Source organism: Agrobacterium genomosp. 2 str. CFBP 5494 (genome assembly GCF_900013495.1).
Classification (GTDB): Bacteria; Pseudomonadota; Alphaproteobacteria; order Rhizobiales; family Rhizobiaceae; genus Agrobacterium; species Agrobacterium pusense.
Map to the genome: position 1 here is coordinate 939,715 of NZ_LT009719.1, position 15,223 is coordinate 954,937.

General features: G+C 57.5%; 12 protein-coding genes. 3 read left to right on the forward strand and 9 right to left on the reverse strand.

Translation table 11 applies throughout. The features are described 5' to 3' along the window. Positions 1–21: 21 nt before the first annotated feature. The 5 genes from AGR2A_RS19235 to AGR2A_RS19255 form a co-directional block, all read right to left on the reverse strand. Positions 22–1,524: a M81 family metallopeptidase gene (locus AGR2A_RS19235; protein ID WP_037090487.1), complete on the reverse strand. Its 1,503-nt coding sequence runs from the start codon at positions 1,522–1,524 to the stop codon at positions 22–24. A gap of 18 nt (positions 1,525–1,542) precedes the next feature. Then, a complete protein-coding gene (locus AGR2A_RS19240) occupies positions 1,543–3,213 on the reverse strand; it encodes an ABC transporter ATP-binding protein (RefSeq protein ID WP_052114198.1) in 1,671 nt (556 codons plus the stop codon). Then, a complete protein-coding gene (locus AGR2A_RS19245; RefSeq protein ID WP_223215483.1) occupies positions 3,210–4,067 on the reverse strand; it encodes an ABC transporter permease in 858 nt (285 codons plus the stop codon). Before AGR2A_RS19245 ends, AGR2A_RS19240 begins: the two co-directional genes overlap by 4 nt. 29 nt (positions 4,068–4,096) lie before the next feature. Continuing rightward, complete coding sequence (locus tag AGR2A_RS19250) at positions 4,097–5,038, reverse strand: ABC transporter permease (protein ID WP_004437414.1); 942 nt, start codon at positions 5,036–5,038, stop codon at positions 4,097–4,099. 72 nt (positions 5,039–5,110) lie between these two features. Further along, the gene (locus AGR2A_RS19255; RefSeq protein ID WP_072495061.1) at positions 5,111–6,721 is read right to left on the reverse strand and encodes an ABC transporter substrate-binding protein; all 1,611 of its coding nucleotides are present in this window, start codon (positions 6,719–6,721) and stop codon (positions 5,111–5,113) included. 412 nt (positions 6,722–7,133) lie between these two features. On the opposite strand from AGR2A_RS19255, the gene AGR2A_RS19260 reads away from it, so the two are divergent. Continuing rightward, on the forward strand, positions 7,134–8,696 hold the full coding sequence (locus tag AGR2A_RS19260; protein WP_072495004.1) for an IclR family transcriptional regulator: 1,563 nt from the start codon (positions 7,134–7,136) through the stop codon (positions 8,694–8,696). Positions 8,697–8,964: 268 nt separating this feature from the next. Here the strand turns inward: AGR2A_RS19260 and AGR2A_RS19265 are convergent, their stop codons facing one another. The 4 genes from AGR2A_RS19265 to AGR2A_RS19285 all read right to left on the reverse strand — a co-directional run bounded on the left by AGR2A_RS19265 (position 8,965) and on the right by AGR2A_RS19285 (position 12,721). Further along, a complete protein-coding gene (locus tag AGR2A_RS19265) occupies positions 8,965–9,564 on the reverse strand; it encodes a hypothetical protein (protein ID WP_072495060.1) in 600 nt (199 codons plus the stop codon). 140 nt (positions 9,565–9,704) lie between these two features. After that, the gene (locus AGR2A_RS19270) at positions 9,705–9,896 is read right to left on the reverse strand and encodes a hypothetical protein (protein ID WP_072495003.1); all 192 of its coding nucleotides are present in this window, start codon (positions 9,894–9,896) and stop codon (positions 9,705–9,707) included. Positions 9,897–10,257: 361 nt separating this feature from the next. Further along, positions 10,258–11,016, reverse strand: a complete 759-nt coding sequence (locus AGR2A_RS19280; protein WP_037090485.1) for an MOSC domain-containing protein — start codon at positions 11,014–11,016, stop codon at positions 10,258–10,260. A 19-nt stretch (positions 11,017–11,035) separates the two neighbouring features. Continuing rightward, positions 11,036–12,721: an FAD/NAD(P)-binding protein gene (locus AGR2A_RS19285; RefSeq protein WP_037090483.1), complete on the reverse strand. Its 1,686-nt coding sequence runs from the start codon at positions 12,719–12,721 to the stop codon at positions 11,036–11,038. A gap of 224 nt (positions 12,722–12,945) precedes the next feature. On the opposite strand from AGR2A_RS19285, the gene AGR2A_RS19290 reads away from it, so the two are divergent. Both AGR2A_RS19290 and AGR2A_RS19295 read left to right on the forward strand, forming a co-directional pair. Further along, complete coding sequence (locus AGR2A_RS19290) at positions 12,946–13,911, forward strand: magnesium and cobalt transport protein CorA (RefSeq protein WP_037090480.1); 966 nt, start codon at positions 12,946–12,948, stop codon at positions 13,909–13,911. Between the two features lie 79 nt (positions 13,912–13,990). Further along, positions 13,991–14,944, forward strand: coding sequence for a DUF808 domain-containing protein (locus AGR2A_RS19295; RefSeq protein WP_072495002.1), 954 nt, complete (start codon positions 13,991–13,993; stop codon positions 14,942–14,944). The last annotated feature ends 279 nt before the right edge of the window (positions 14,945–15,223 follow it).

Below are 15,223 nucleotides of genomic sequence, written 5' to 3' on the forward strand. Positions count from 1 at the left end.
TGAATTCAAAAAAGTGACGGATCAGGAGAGGGCGGCAGAGAGAGGGGAGAGGCGGACGCCCGGGCGAAGCCTCCTCCATGGAAGGGCAGCCGGGTCAACGGCCATTGGACCGGGTGCGGCACAAACGAGAATTGTCTCGGCAAACGGTTCGAAATCTGCGCGGAAGTGCACCGAGCTCTTGTTGACGAGAATGCTCGACGTTTCCGGCTCGATGCCGAGATAACGGAACAGCCCGCGGTCGGCCATCTGCACCTTGTGAGAGGCTACGGCTACGCGAACGCCACCGATCCTGAGGCACGCTGAAGGTCCAAGCCGCATCAGGGTGTCGCCGTAGTAGGGACCGGTGACGCGTGTCAACCCGTCGGACAATGCTTCGACGATGAACTCGGCCTCAAGCGGCTCGTCACCGGGAATGCCGGATTTTCCACCGAGTGCGATGCGGATCGTTGCGCCGACGCCTGCTGCCTGTGCTGCCAGCGCAGCCTCAGGGTCATAGAGCAGGCCAAGCGCCGCGTTCTGTGCACCGTTGTCGATGAGAGCCCGCAGCATTCCGGTCGTATCGGAATCGCCACCGGCGCCGGGATTGTCCTGCGTATCCGCAAGCACGACAGGCTTTGCGGCGGTTGCGGAAAGACGGATTGCCTCCTTTACGCCCTCATCAGCGCTGTAGACGCGCCCGGCAAAGGCGGGCTCACTGGCGTCGATCAGGGCCTTCAGCTCGTCGGCGGCAAGATCAGCTGCTTCCTGCGTCGTTCCATAGGAGAGAACAGTCGCACCGCAATCGTTGAAATCGGCAGCCGGGAAGCCGGGAAAGAAGGAGAGCGAGACAATTGTTTTCTCTTCTTCCAGTCCTGCGAGGCGGGCGTAGATGGATTGCGCCGGCTCCATCTCAGTACATTGCCACGATATGGGGATCAGATAGTCGATCTGACGATAGGACTTCGCAAAACGCTCACCATCCATCAGGCGGTCAAGCAAACCCGCGGCACGTTTGCCAGTCAGGGCCATGTCCACATGCGGATAGGTGCGGTAGCCGATCATGACATCGGCGTCGTCGACCGACCGCCTAGTTATGTTGCCGTGCAGGTCGAGACTGACAGCGACGGGGATGTCGTGGCCGACTGCGCTTTTGATGCGGGCGAGAAGTTCGCCCTCGCCATCGTCCAGATGTTCACAGACCATGGCTCCATGAAGATCGAGGTAGATTCCGTCGACGGGCAGCGCTGCCACGATGCCGGCAACGATCTCACCGGCAATGCGCTCGAAAGCATCCTCGGTAACATGAGCAGAAGGAACGGCGCTGGCCCGCAGTATAGGAACAACTTCCCAGTTTGCTTGCCGGGCGTAATCGAGCGCGCCCTCGATACCGGTATTGGCGCCCCGGACGAGAGCGATCATCTCCTCGCCACGGCAGAGCGGCAGATGGCCGGATCCCTTCAGAAAGGCGTCATAAGTGGCTTTGGTGGGAGCAAATGTATTGGTCTCATGAATGAAACCGGCAAAGGCGACACGCCGGGACGTCATCGGTCATTCTCCTGGAAATTATGCAGCTTCGGGGGCAAGCGGCCGGAAATTGGCGAAATCCCAATGCCGCCCCGGGGCGGCATCGATAAGCTGGCGGGTGTATGCATGAACCGGACTGGTGAGCACTTCGTAGCCGCTGGCATATTCCACAATGCGACCTTTCTGCATAACGATCACGTCGTCACATATCTGGGCGGCAACGCGAAGATCATGCGTGATGAACAGGATGGAAATACCGAGCTTTTCCTGCAAGTCCGCAAGAAGGTCGAGTACCTGTGCCTGAACCGATACGTCGAGTGCCGACACTGCCTCGTCGGCCACGAGAACCTTCGGGCTCATGGCAACGGCACGGGCGATCGCGATGCGCTGGCGCTGGCCGCCTGAGAACTGGTGAGGATAGCGGCCCACTGCATCCGGGGGCAGGCCGACGATTGCGAGAAGTTCGCGCGCTCGCTTCAGGGCGTCCCGCCTCGGCGTACCGTAATTTACTGGCCCTTCAATGATACTTTCCCCCACCGTGATACGCGGGTTGAGCGAGCGATAGGGATCCTGAAACACCATCTGGATATGCTGGCGATATGGCTGCAGGGTCCGGCGGGAGAAATCGGCGATTTCCTGTCCCGAAATGCGGATCGAGCCGGAGGTGGGATCGATCAGCCGCATGATACAGCGAGCGACGGTCGACTTGCCAGAGCCGCTTTCACCGACGATACCGAGAGTACGACCCTTCTTCAGTGTGAAGGACACATCCGTCGCGGCTTTTGTTCCGGCCGCGGTTTTTCCGAAAAAGCCTTTTTTGCCATACACCTTCTCAAGCTCCGAGGCCGAGAGCACGACCTCGTCCGAGAGCGCGGGGCGCGGCTCGCGCGGTTGAAGGCTTGGCACGGAAGAAAGAAGCGTGCGGGTGTAGTCCATTTCCGGCGCTCTTAAAATCGTGTCGACCGGACCACTCTCGACGAGATTGCCACGGTTCATGACGTAGACGGTGTCTGCAATCTCGGCCACTACGCCCATGTCGTGGGTTATAAAGAGAACGGCGGTACCCTGCTTTTCCTGAAGTTCATTGATGAGCTTGAGGATCTGCTTCTGGGTCGTCACATCAAGGGCCGTGGTCGGTTCGTCGGCGATCAGCAGTCTGGGTTTGAGGATCAAGGCCATGGCGATCATGATACGCTGGCGCTGTCCACCCGAGAGCTGATGGGGATAGGCTGCGAATATCCGCTCGACATCGGGCAGATGCACTTCCCGCATCATCTCAAGAACGGCGATCTTCTGCTCTCTTGCTGAAAGCGTCGTGTGCTCCTGAAGCACCTCGCAAATCTGCCTGCCAACCGTCAGCACCGGGTTGAGTGCTGTCATCGGCTCCTGGAAAATCATGGCAATATTTTTCGAGCGCAGTGCCCGCATGCGACCGGCGTCGGCCTTGAGGAGGTCTTCACCTTCAAAGAGGATTGTACCCCCTGCAGGTTCAAGAGAATTTCGCGGCAGGAGCCCCATCGTAGCGAGCGAGGTCACCGATTTGCCAGAACCGCTCTCGCCCACAAGGCACACAGTTTCTCCGGCTCGGATGGTGATCGAAATGCCGTTGAGGACCGGCACGCTGTCATCGTCTCCGGTCAGGCGGATGACGAGGTTCTCGACGCGCAATACTTCGGACGCGGTGGCGGGATCGAATGCAACAGCCGTCATTTCGCGGCCTCCCTTTTCTTCATGCGCGGATCGAGCAGATCGCGCGCCGTATCACCGAGAAGGTTGATGGATAGAATGCAGAGCGAGAGCACCAGACCTGGCCAGAAGATCAGTTGCGGATTGATCTGGAAATAGGCGCGTCCCTCGGCCATGATATTTCCCCATGTCGGTATTTCCGTGGAGACACCAGCCCCGAGGAAAGACAGGATCGCTTCTGTAAGGATCGCCGAGGCGCAGACATAGGTGGCCTGCACGATGAGCGGCGCCAGGGTATTCGGCATCAGATGCCGCCAGAGGATTTTCGGAAGGCCCGAACCGGCAGCGATCGCGGCCTCGACGTAGGGCTCTTCGCGTGCAGTCAGCACCACCGAGCGAACAAGACGCACCACACGAGGAATTTCCGGGACAGTAATGGCGAACATGACGGTCCAGATATTTGCCCCGGTGAGCGAAACCACGGCGATGGCGAGCAGCAGGCTTGGAATTGCCATCAGTGCGTCCATGATCCGCATGACCACGGCGTCGAGGAACCGAAAGAAGCCCGAGACCAGGCCAATCCCCAGTCCGACAGCCACCGAGATGACAGTCGCTCCGATACCAATAAAAAGGGAGATGCGAGCCCCGTAGAGCACACGCGACAGCAGGTCCCGTCCGTAGGCATCGGAACCGAGCGGGTAAATATCGCTGGCGGGCTTGAGGCGGGCAGAGGGCGTCATGGCCACGGGATCATGCGGAGCAAGCCATGGCGCGAGAACAGCCATGAGAATGATCAGGATAAGAATTGCAAGCGCGATGGCAGGGACGAGGACAGCTTGTCCGCGTTTTTTTCTGCCGGCGAAAACGGGCAGCCGCATGGCGGCACCAAAAAGCGTGGAATTGGCCATCAGTACCGTATCCTCGGATCGAAGAAGGAGTAGGAGAGGTCGATGAGGAGATTGACCATCACATAGATGCCGCTTGTCAGCAGGATCATGCCCTGAATGACAGGGTAATCGCGGGCAAGAATGGCATCGACCGTGAGCCTTCCAATGCCGGGAATGTTGAATACGCTCTCCGTTACCACGACGCCGGAAATAAGCAGCGCAAAGCCGGTGCCGATAATGGTGAGCACAGGAACCGCGGCATTGCGCAGCGCGTGGCGGAACAGGACGGTATTTTCCTTCAGCCCTTTTGCGCGGGCGGTTCGCACATAATCCTCGCCCAGCACTTCGAGCACGGAGGCGCGTGTCATGCGGGCGATCAGCGCGATATAAATGGAAGCAAGTGTGAGGGCCGGCAAAATGGCGCGTTCCGCGAAAGGACCGACGCCCTTGGTGATGCTCCGGAAGCCCTGCACCGGAAACCATTTGAGGTCGATGGCGAAGACCTGGATGAGGATATAGCCGATCACGAAAACCGGCACGGAGAAGCCGACGACCGACACCGTCATGACGGCATAGTCGATCCACGTGCCGTGGCGCCACGCAGCGATGACCCCAAGTGGAACGGCAATCAGCACCGACAGGACGATCGTGACGAGCGCAAGGCTCACGGTCGGTTCGATGTGCTTGCCGATCATCGCAGTGACTGGCGTATTGGAAATCAGCGACACGCCAAGGTCGCCCTGGAGAAGCAACCAGAACCACGAGACGAATTGCACGACGATTGGTTTGTCGAGGCCGAGGGCAGCGCGGATTTTCTCAAGCTGCTCTGGCGTGGCCATGTCGCCGGCGATGATGGCGGCCGGATCGCCGGGCGTTATGCGCAGCAGGAGAAAAACGAAGACGGCGACCGTGATCATTACCGGAACGGAGGCCAGAATTCGGCGGAACGTATAGGCGAGCATAAGCATCCTCACGTCGGTTGGGCAGGCAGGGCAGCGGCATCCGCAGGATGCCGCCATGTTCTTCCACGAGGCTCAGTCTTCTGTTTTCTCGATGTTCCAGAACACGGGAACCGGCGATTCCAGGAAGCCGGAAAGCTGGTTGCGCCACACGGAGGGGTTCTTGTACTGGCCAAGTGGAACGTAGCTGACCTCGTCCATGGCATGGGCCTGAAGCTCGGCGGCCGCAGCCTTCTGCTCTTCAGCTGTCGCCGCGGCGATGTATTTGGCGCGCAACGCTTCCAGCTTCTCGTCTGTCTGCCAGCCAAAAAATCCCTTGGCGCCGCGACCGTTCAACATCGGATTGTTAAGCGGCGTCATGATTTCCGGCACAATCCAGTTGGTGAAGAACATGTTCCAGCCACCCTCAGCCACCGGCTTCTGCGAGGCGCGGCGAGTGACGAGCGTCTGCCAGTCCATGGGCTGAAGTTCGACGTTGAAGCCCGCAGCCCGCAGCGCAGCCGCCGCCACGACGGGCTGGGCCTTGACGGTCACGACGTCGGTTGGCTGAAGGATGACAACGGGAGTTCCGTCGTAACCGGCCTCCTTAAGGAGTGCCTTTGCGCTTTCCATATCGCCCGCGCCGGTCAGGCTTTCCGAACCGGCCAGTGCTTCAAGCGGCGTGCCGCAGCCGAAGACGGAGCCGCAGATGGTGTAGTAGTCCGGATTGCCGATCAGCGCGTCGAGAACATCCTTCTGGTTCATCGCTTTGAGAGCAGCCTGGCGGATCTTCTTGTTATCGAATGGCGGGTAGAGGAAATTCATGCGGCCCATGGTCTGCGAGCCAAGCGTGTTTAGCGTCTTGACGGTCAGTTCGTCATTGCTCTCGACAAGTGGTAGAAGATCAACCGGCGGAGCTTCGATATAGTCGATCTCCCCGGACTGGATAGCGTTGATTGCGGTCTGGGCATCGGGCATGCTCAACCATTCCACACGGTCGACCTTGACCACCTTTCCGCCGGCCAGCCAGCTCGCAGGCTCGTTGCGCGGTGCGTAATCGGTGAATTTTTCATAGACCGCCTTGACGCCCGGCTGGTACTCGGCCGTGACGAACCTGAAGGGGCCGGAACCGACAAATTCGGTAATGGCGGTATCGGCCGGGGTTGCGGCAATACGTTTCGGCATCATGAACGGCACGACCGAAGACGGCTTGGCCAGAACGTTGGGTAAGAAGCCGAAGGGTTCCTTCAGCTTGAAAACAAAGGTCCTGTCGTCCGTAGCCGTCAGGCTTTCTGTCTTGTCGAAGAGGATCTGACCGGAAGTATCCCGCTTGCCCCAGCGCTGAAGCGAGGCAATGCAGTCTTCTGCTGTCACAGGTGTGCCGTCGTGCCATTTCAGACCGTCGCGCAGCGTGAATGTATAGGTCAGCTTGTCATCCGAAACAGTGTAGTCAGCCATCTGGGGCTGCGGTTTGAAATCGGCATCAAGCGCCAGCAGCGTGTCATAGATCATGTAGCCGTGATTGCGCACGATATGAGCGGTCGTGATGATCGGATCGAGAATACGCAGGCCAGAATGCGGTACGGCCATCATTGTTGTGGCCGAGGCATCCGTTCCAAAGCCCGCAACACAGGCTGAAAGGGCGATGATCGCCGCAACGAGCCCGCTTCTTGCCCGGCTTGCTTTTCTGGTCAACTGAGCGTGCATGATTTCGCTGTTCCCTTTTTTGTTTGGCAGGTAGCGACCGAAACGCGCGGGCATTGGCCCGCACGCAAGCGCACGGCACCCTTCCGATCCGGACCGTTTTCGATAATGTCGCTGCGATCCCTCAAAGTTTGCGCAGCGAAGAGCACTTGTACCGCCGCAAAGGTGCGGCGAAACATACGACTGCAATATCTTGCGCAACTGCGGCTGTGAGACCGCAACGCGACAGGCTTGCAAGGTTCAGCTTACCGTCACATGGCGAGCATGTGGGCATAGCTGACTATGACGTCATTCCGATTGGCATAGAGTGCAAGGCGTTCCCCTTAGGATTATTTTACCGCGATGCGATTGCTATTCTCGACTATCGATTATAGGTTCGTTGAAAGCCTTGTCAACGATCTTGCTGCGTCGCAAAATGAATTTTACCAAACCCTCAGAAGGGTTCGATCACCGGGCCCGTATTGCCGCGCTGGAGAAGGCATTTGCCGTTCTTGAGATGTTCGGGCCGGAAACGCCTGAACTGAGAATTGCCGATGTTGCGAGGCGAGGCGCGATGAACCGGTCCAGCGCCCAGCGTCTGGTTCATACACTTGTCAAATCCCATTGGCTTGAACGCGACGCACTGAGCGGTGTCCTTTCTCTCGGGCACCGGGCGTGTTATCCCGCACATGTCTATCTTTATAGCAACGAGTTGATCGATCTCGTGATGCCGCTGGTCGTCGAACTGAATGCACGCACCGGCCTCAGCACCGACCTCTGGCTCCTCGACGGCAAGACCGCCGTTACGCTGGCCCGGGTCCCCTCACCCGCCGCATCCCTGGCACTTGCCCCGGTTGGCAGCCGCGTCGCACTTGCCGAGACCGCGCCAGGCCGGGCGCTGTTGTCTCTTATGGATGCGACAACACTCGATACATTTCTGGCAACATGGACAGGCGACGCGGGTTTGCTGCGCGAGCGGATAGCCTCTGAGCGCAGCATGGGATTTTCCTTTGACGGTACTGTCGAAGGCGGATCCCGCCAAGTCATTGCGACCGCTTTTCGCGATGCAGCCGGCCAGCCGCTTGCTGCGATTTCGCTTTCCGGTCCTGTAGACACAGAGGCAGCAGGCACGGTGACCGGGCAACTTTGCGAAACCGTCTCACGCATGGGGGAGTTGATGGTGACACGGGCGGTACGCCCGGCCAACCTCGAGCCAAATCCACGCACGCTGTGGCCGCTGGTCGACGACGAGAATGATCCGCTCGCGGTGACCGCAGTTTCCAAAAGCCTGCATTTATTGCAGTTTTTCCACCCACAAACGCCGCTGCTCACCCTGACGCAACTTTCACAGCAGACCGGTTTTCCGGTGCCGACTGTCCAGCGCATTACAGATACGCTGGCGGGACTGGGCTATCTGAAGAAAGACCAGCCCAAACGCGCTTTCCATGTCTCGGAGCGGGCGCTTGATCTTCTTTATCGTTTCCAGATGGGAAACGCGTTGCTCCGGTCGGTATGGCCTCGGCTTGTAAGGCTGCGGGAAGAATGCGGGCTGCGTTGTTCCTTCTGCATCCTGGATGGCACGGAAATCATCCACCTGCTGCATGTTCAAAGCCGACCACAACCGGCTTTCAGAACCGCCTATCCGGGCAGGCGACTTCCAGCCGTTTCATCCTCCGGTGGTCGGGCGATCCTGTCGTGGCTGCCACCTGGAGAGATTGGCAGAATTCTTTCGGAAAGCCCCGTCCAGCCCGGTACTCCCTTTACCGTTACGAACAAGGACGAAATCCGCACAGAGATTCTGGAGGCAAGCGTTCGAGGCGTGGCTTTCACGGATCGCCAGTCGATCCGCGACGAGGTAAATGTTGCCGCTGCGGTACCAGGGCCAGAGGGTCGTCCGGCGGGAGCCATCGTCGTATCCGCTCCTGTGCACAGCTGGTCTGTCGAGCGGCTTGAGCGCGAAGTCGTGCCCCTGCTGGTGTCCCACGCCCGTGGCGGATAAGACCTGCCTCACCCGATGTTCTGATCCGCATGGGCCTCCCGGGAAGGGGGGCGTCGGGATCAATTACGGTCCTGACGGACTGCGTGTGAACATGCAGGCGCTGGTTTCACAGCTTGAGCAGTGACATCGAGCCGAAGCCATAATGACGAGCACCGATAATCGGCGAACCAGTTTTCGACCGACCGTCCATTGCTCCCGACTGCAGCTGTCAGCATGAACGTTTCCAGACTCCCTCGGGCTAAGCTCTATTATGGAACTACCCGCGCTTTCATCCCACATGAGATGAGACGCGAGCTTTCCGATATTTCGGCGGAAGTTCTGCGGTTGGCAGATCGTCGACCTTGAACTGCTTGCCGGTCGACCAGGGAAGCATGTTGAGCGCCACACCAAGCCCCGCGATGATCGCAGCAACTACGGGCCTGGTTCCGAATTTGTTCAACCCGGAAAATTTGAAGCCGGAAACAAGAGCACCAAGCGGTTTAACGATCAAGAACGGTATCACCAAGAATGGCATGGAGACGAGAAACAGCACCGTCGGGATCGCTGCCTCGAGCATAGGGTCGCCACCGTGTCGGAGGCGAATCCGCGGGTTACGGGCGATTGCAAATGGAATAAGTTCTTCCATGAAGCGAACGTAGCCGGCTGATTGATCGGTACGTGCCTCTCCCTGCCAATGCAGCGAGGATATCTCCCTCGACGCGAAGAGCATCCGCAAACGGGCGCTGTAGACGGGAAAACCGGTGGAGCCGACCCCACTCGTTACGTGAACGTGTATGAACCGAATAGAGGTCCACGGGATGAGACGGACGGATCCTGCCTGCGTCACCAAAAGGCCTTTGGCGTCGATGACGTAAGCGGTTGTGATCATTGTGGATCCCACGCGAGGCATCACGACTTGCGTGGTAAAGCTGTACGAAGGAGGGGCGTCCGTCTGCAATCAAGGGCTCTCGTGCGTTCAAAATCAGAAAGCCGGGCTAACCCGGCTTTCATTACTCATCGGAACGGCCATTAGCTGGTGGCGACGTGATACCATTGCTGTAGGTAGACCCAAGCGGTGTCGAGCGCTGCACCCACCACGAACACTACAACGAACAGTGCGACCGCAACAAAAATCGCTGGCACCTCAGGATTGCGATCACGCGCAAACTCGTCCGCCAATTTCTGCTCGTGGTACATGTGAAGCAGGCTTTTTCCGTTCATCTTACCGTTCCTGGTCGTCTCGATCGCGCTTGTCTTCGCGCTCCTGCCTCAGTTCATCAAGGCGGTTCAACTGCCTTGCCGGAGGCTCCGCCTGCGAGACTTCGCCTTCTCGGACCGCTGCCTTTTCTTCTACTACAGGACGCGCGTTCGGAGAAGTCTCAACCCCGACAGTCTTGTCATCAAGCTCCGGAACAACCTCGGCGTACCATCTGCGCCGGGCGACCAGTTCAAGACGCCATCGATGGCGGAATGACCAAAAGCCAATGTCGCGCTACTGAAGAGAAGAAATGGCGTAAAATACCGCATAATTTATAGGGTTTTCGGCCTGCTTTTAATCCCTGGAAATCGACCTTTGGAATGACTAGCCGGAAATCAACTCTGCGCGCTGGCCGGATTCGATATTTCCTATTTTGACAGGTTCGCAGTAAACTCCGAACGCGCGACCTGCTTTTCTCAATACCGTTCTGAGAATCTCCGGCTGTTCCGGCAGATCAGGCTGTGCGGCAAGGATCATTCCGCACCGTTTTGTGAGGTCTGTCACCTCGACCTCCGCCAGCCCGAAACGAATGACCTTACCGATCCATTGAAACTCAGCAAAACCTGTCACATTACTGGTTTCGAGTAGAATATTTGGCCGAAAGCGCAAACGGTCAACCGTACTATCCGATAACATTTGTTGAAGCTCGGCCAGTGACGAAGTGGTGACCAAGTGAAGTGCCGATCTCGAGTATCGGTTCTCAACGGTGGGAAGAGAAGGGGCAAGCGGGTCAGCATCGATGTAACTTCCGATACCGACGTCAAAACCAAAATACTTCGAAAGTTCCAGTCCTAATTGAGGATCTTCAATATAGAAATTACACCCAGTTGGAAACGTGATCCGCACACCGCCATCATCAATGGCGCTGCGGAGGAAAAGTGCCGGCCGCCATCGAACGTCTTTTTCCGGCGCTGCCGCGAGGCCGGATACACTGTCGAACAGCGCAAAACGCCTGTCGCCGACGATGCCCCCTGGCTCAATTTCGGCGCATTTGCATCGTTCTCCACCAAGCGAACTTACCGGGAAACGCCAGATCTCAGCGACTTTCCCGATAGCGTGTTTTGAGCGAAAAGTGACCGTCATATCTATTCTGTCCGCTATGTCAGGCTGTGAGCAGCAAGTCGGCTGTCGTCGCCCGAATATCGTCGAGGATAGCCTGCGCGGCCGCCTGCCCTAACTCAGCGGCGCTGGTGATACCCTGTACAAAGGGGTTCTTATGCAACAGGAATGGTATCGCCACGCAATAAAGCCGGTTGGATAACAAGCCGGTATCGCGTGGACGATAGCATTCGTCGACCTCGATACCGCCGGTCCTCTTGAAGTTGTGGCCTGTAGTATCGGCTATTAATCCAGTCGAAGCCACGCGCGTGACAGCCGGTTTGACAGCCGCCTGCTTCACGAGCGAAGGAAACGGGAGGTCCCGTGCCGATAACGCCGTTTGGCCGGTCGCATCGATGAAACTTTCGAAGACTTCTTCCGAGTCGCCCGTGGTCACTCTGGCGCCCCGCGCAAGGCCACACGTGTCTATTGCGTAATCTTCTCCCAGCGCGATAATTTCCAACCTGCCAGCGTTTCGAAGCGCAAGCAAACGCTTGATCGAAAGGTGGGGTACGGTCGCATATTCATCGATGAATATACTTTTAAACGATCGGTTGAACCGCGCTAGGTCACGCGTGTCCAGGTGCGGGATTGCTCTGGCGATGATTTCATGTGTGATGAGTATGGCGTAGCGCCAAGGCACAGTGAACCGCAGCTCCGCGTTGCGTTCGACTTCGGCTAGGTTTGCTGCTGCCCAGACAAACGGATCCACTCCCGACCGGCGAGAGTAATATGCGTCAGCAAAGGTGTCTGCCGTCAGGCAATTTAGCCCTATTTCGGCTGCGTAGTCAGGATCGGCGGTCGCGATTTCCCGCTTGAAGAGCTCGAAAACCCTGTCGAGCAAACCGGCAGAGCCAATCTCGATTTCTCCATTGACAGCTTCCTGCGTGCAAACACTCGGTGTCCGGTAGGGAAGCGGGCAATAGAAATCCGCCTCCGGTAACAGTCCCTTGCGGGACATCATCACGGCTGTGAAGTTTTCGTGCCCGGTGGATGCGTGAAACCTCATTGTTCCCGTGTCGTCATAAACAAACGAGCCGCAGGATACCGCGACGGTCAAAAGCGCGTCGATACTGCTGAGCGACGTCCCAAGTATCCCAAGCCTTCCATAGCAGGAACTTTTGAGCGCGGAAGCGGGCCACGGAGACGCAAAGTAGCCTGGCTGCACTTCGGTCTTATCAGGCCAATTATGGCCCGTTGCCATCACGACGTGGTCATAGATCGCGTCGAACTTTCCGTCAGGGCTTTCGACGCAAATTCGGATATGGTCGACGTCGAGCGATATATCACTGACGCGGTGCCCGGGGCGGATATCGATCTGATGACCTTTCTCGACTCCATAATCCACAAGCGCACTGAACTGCTCTTGAAAATAATCCCCGAGAACCAACCTCGGGTAAAACGCACGCTCGCTGATGGCATCGCGCACAATGGCAAAACGGTTAAGGTAATCGTCTTCCTGGCGAGATAGCCATTCCACCAGTGACAGCGGCAACGGCGGTATCTCGATGCTCGGAATGTTGGAAAGCATGACAGGATCATTTGAGCCGGGAAGATAGGGCGTTCCCTTCCCTGCCAACATTTCCGCTTCGAAAACAGTAATACTCATTGGGGAAGGAGAATGAATAAGTCGCTGAAGGGAAAAGATTCCGGTAGGCCCCGAACCGATAATGCAAATGCGACTGTTCATGCAAACCATCTCCAACGCCACCCTTTGCAGCGCCGGTTTATAACGGTGTGCAGCGCGGACTGTTCCAGTGACGGCAAACTTACATTCGATGGACGCGCCGTGACGCGGCGATTCTGCCAATGACGCTGGTGTGCAGATTCGCTACGGATAGGATATCGCCCGTTCCATCTTGTCACGACGATATCAGAATACCAAATCATGACGGTTAACTCACTGCGGTTTTCATGACAGTTATAGCTTCCTACATCTACCGCCTTGGCAAGCGTGCCGAAGAACTCCCCTTGACTGGCCGACCGTTCCCCGAGAGGGACGGCGAGTTTGCCTGGATCGGTATCACCGACCCGACCGTCGAGGAAATGGCGAGCCTGAAGTCGATGTTTGACCTGCATCCGCTTGCCGTCGAAGACGCACTGAACGGGAGGCAGGTGCCGAAAGTTGAGGTGTACGGCAATCAGCTCTTCGTCATCATCAAGACCGCTCATCTTGAGGGCGACAAGATTGCCTATGGCGAAACCTGTATTTTCGTCGGACGGCACCATGTGATTTCGGTCCGGCATGGTTCTGCACGCTCCCACAAGGAATTGAGGGAGCATCTCGAACAGTCTCCGCAACTCCTCGAACATGGCCCGGACTATGTCCTGCACGGTATCATCGATTTCGTCGTCGACGGTTATCTGCCGATGGTCGAGACGCTGGAGGACAAGGTGCTTGAGATGGAAAAGCACATGCTGATTGCATTTCTCGAACGGGAGCAGATCAGACGGCTTTTCCGCATGCGACGGCAGGTGATCCGCTTTCAGCGCATTCTGGGCCCGATGGAGGAGGTCGCTGGCAAGCTCGCCAATCTGGAGCTGCCCTGTATTGACGAGAACGCCAAAGCCTATTTTCGGGACGTGCTTGACCATGTACGGCGCGTCGAATTCATGATGTCAGGCTTGCGGGAAGTTATCACTTCCGTGTTCGAGGCCTCGAACCTGCTTGAACAGCAGCGCCAAGGCATGATCACCCGCCAGCTTGCAGCCTGGGCCGCGATCCTGGCTGTCCCAACGGCGATCGCCGGCATTTATGGAATGAACTTCGAGCACATGCCGGAACTGAAATCGGAATACGGCTATTATGTCGTGATCGCCGTAATCATCACCCTTTGCGCGATACTTTATTACCGGTTCAAGAGGACAGGATGGCTGTGATATATCGAGCAACCTTTACTCTCCATTCTGTGCAACGGCCCCAAATCACGGACAACGCTGAACCTGTTCAGGAGTTAAATTGGCTACCGGATTGATCGCATTGTTTGACGACGTGGCAGCGATAGCTAAGGCTGCCTCCGCGTCCCTCGACGACGTCGCAACCCAGACTGCCAAAGCCAGTGTGAAGGCGGCAGGTGTCGTGATCGACGACACCGCCGTCACGCCGGCCTACGTCGTCGGTCTGACTCCCGCGCGTGAACTGCCGATCATTGGCAAAATTGCGCTTGGATCGCTTAAAAACAAGCTGATCTTCCTCCTGCCCATCGCTCTCGTCCTCGGATATTTCGCTCCCTGGCTCATCACACCGCTCCTGATGATCGGTGGCATATACTTGAGCTACGAAGGCGCGGAGAAGCTACATGAGGCATTTTTCGCTCATGCCCCGGAACACGGTCCGGACGACAACGCGGCGCTTGATGCAACAGATCTGGAAAACCGCAAGGTCGCAGGCGCGATTCGTACCGACTTTATCCTCTCGGCCGAGATCATGGCGCTGACACTCGCTGGTGTCTCCTCCTCCGGCATCTATACCCAGGCAGGGGTCCTGGCGGCGGTTGGCATCCTGCTCACCGCAGCCGTTTATGGCGTGGTCGCGCTCATCGTCAAAGCAGATGACGTCGGATTGCACCTGACGAAGTCCGGTGGACCCTTGTCAAGAACGGTCGGTGCCGGCCTGGTCAAAGGTGTACCGTTTCTTCTCAAGGCATTGGCAATCGTCGGAACGGCGGCGATGCTCTGGGTAGGCGGAAGCATTATCGTACACAGCCTCGCTGGGATCGGATGGCATCAGCCTGAACATCTGATCGAAACAGTCGCATCAAGGATAGAACAAACCCTGGTGATTGTCCCCTCCGTGACAAATTGGCTGGCCACCGCGTTTATTCAGGCGGTAATCGGTATAGCGACCGGCGGTGTCACGATCTTATTGCTGTCGATCTGGACGAAATTCACGCGGCGTATCGAACGACCCTAGTCACGTCTCCCGAACTTCTTGATCTATCCATGACGCTCGCCGAGCCACCTCCTCTCGGTGATCGTCGCGCGCGTTCTCGCCCTTTCCTGTCGATAATCGTGCAAAGCGAGCGCTCCACAAAAACTCGCGGGCAAGTTTTGACCTGAGACACGTTTAGCGCTCGGTGGTTTGATAGGTCAAAGTCTATATGCGCCGGTTGTCATTTAACCGCGCGCTAACTCTGGGAGCGGGTTTTCTCAAGCAGGGTGAACCGATCCCCGGCCGTACGTTTTGTTAGGT

Coding starts and splice junctions, on each gene's coding strand:
- AGR2A_RS19235 (WP_037090487.1), bottom strand. CDS start 1,524: ATGACGTCCCGGCGTGTCGCCTTTGCCGGTTTCATTCATGAGACCAAT.
- AGR2A_RS19240 (WP_052114198.1), bottom strand. CDS start 3,213: ATGACGGCTGTTGCATTCGATCCCGCCACCGCGTCCGAAGTATTGCGC.
- AGR2A_RS19245 (WP_223215483.1), bottom strand. CDS start 4,067: ATGCGGCTGCCCGTTTTCGCCGGCAGAAAAAAACGCGGACAAGCTGTC.
- AGR2A_RS19250 (WP_004437414.1), bottom strand. CDS start 5,038: ATGCTCGCCTATACGTTCCGCCGAATTCTGGCCTCCGTTCCGGTAATG.
- AGR2A_RS19255 (WP_072495061.1), bottom strand. CDS start 6,721: ATGCACGCTCAGTTGACCAGAAAAGCAAGCCGGGCAAGAAGCGGGCTC.
- AGR2A_RS19260 (WP_072495004.1), top strand. CDS start 7,134: ATGAATTTTACCAAACCCTCAGAAGGGTTCGATCACCGGGCCCGTATT.
- AGR2A_RS19265 (WP_072495060.1), bottom strand. CDS start 9,564: ATGATCACAACCGCTTACGTCATCGACGCCAAAGGCCTTTTGGTGACG.
- AGR2A_RS19270 (WP_072495003.1), bottom strand. CDS start 9,896: ATGAACGGAAAAAGCCTGCTTCACATGTACCACGAGCAGAAATTGGCG.
- AGR2A_RS19280 (WP_037090485.1), bottom strand. CDS start 11,016: ATGACGGTCACTTTTCGCTCAAAACACGCTATCGGGAAAGTCGCTGAG.
- AGR2A_RS19285 (WP_037090483.1), bottom strand. CDS start 12,721: ATGAACAGTCGCATTTGCATTATCGGTTCGGGGCCTACCGGAATCTTT.
- AGR2A_RS19290 (WP_037090480.1), top strand. CDS start 12,946: ATGACAGTTATAGCTTCCTACATCTACCGCCTTGGCAAGCGTGCCGAA.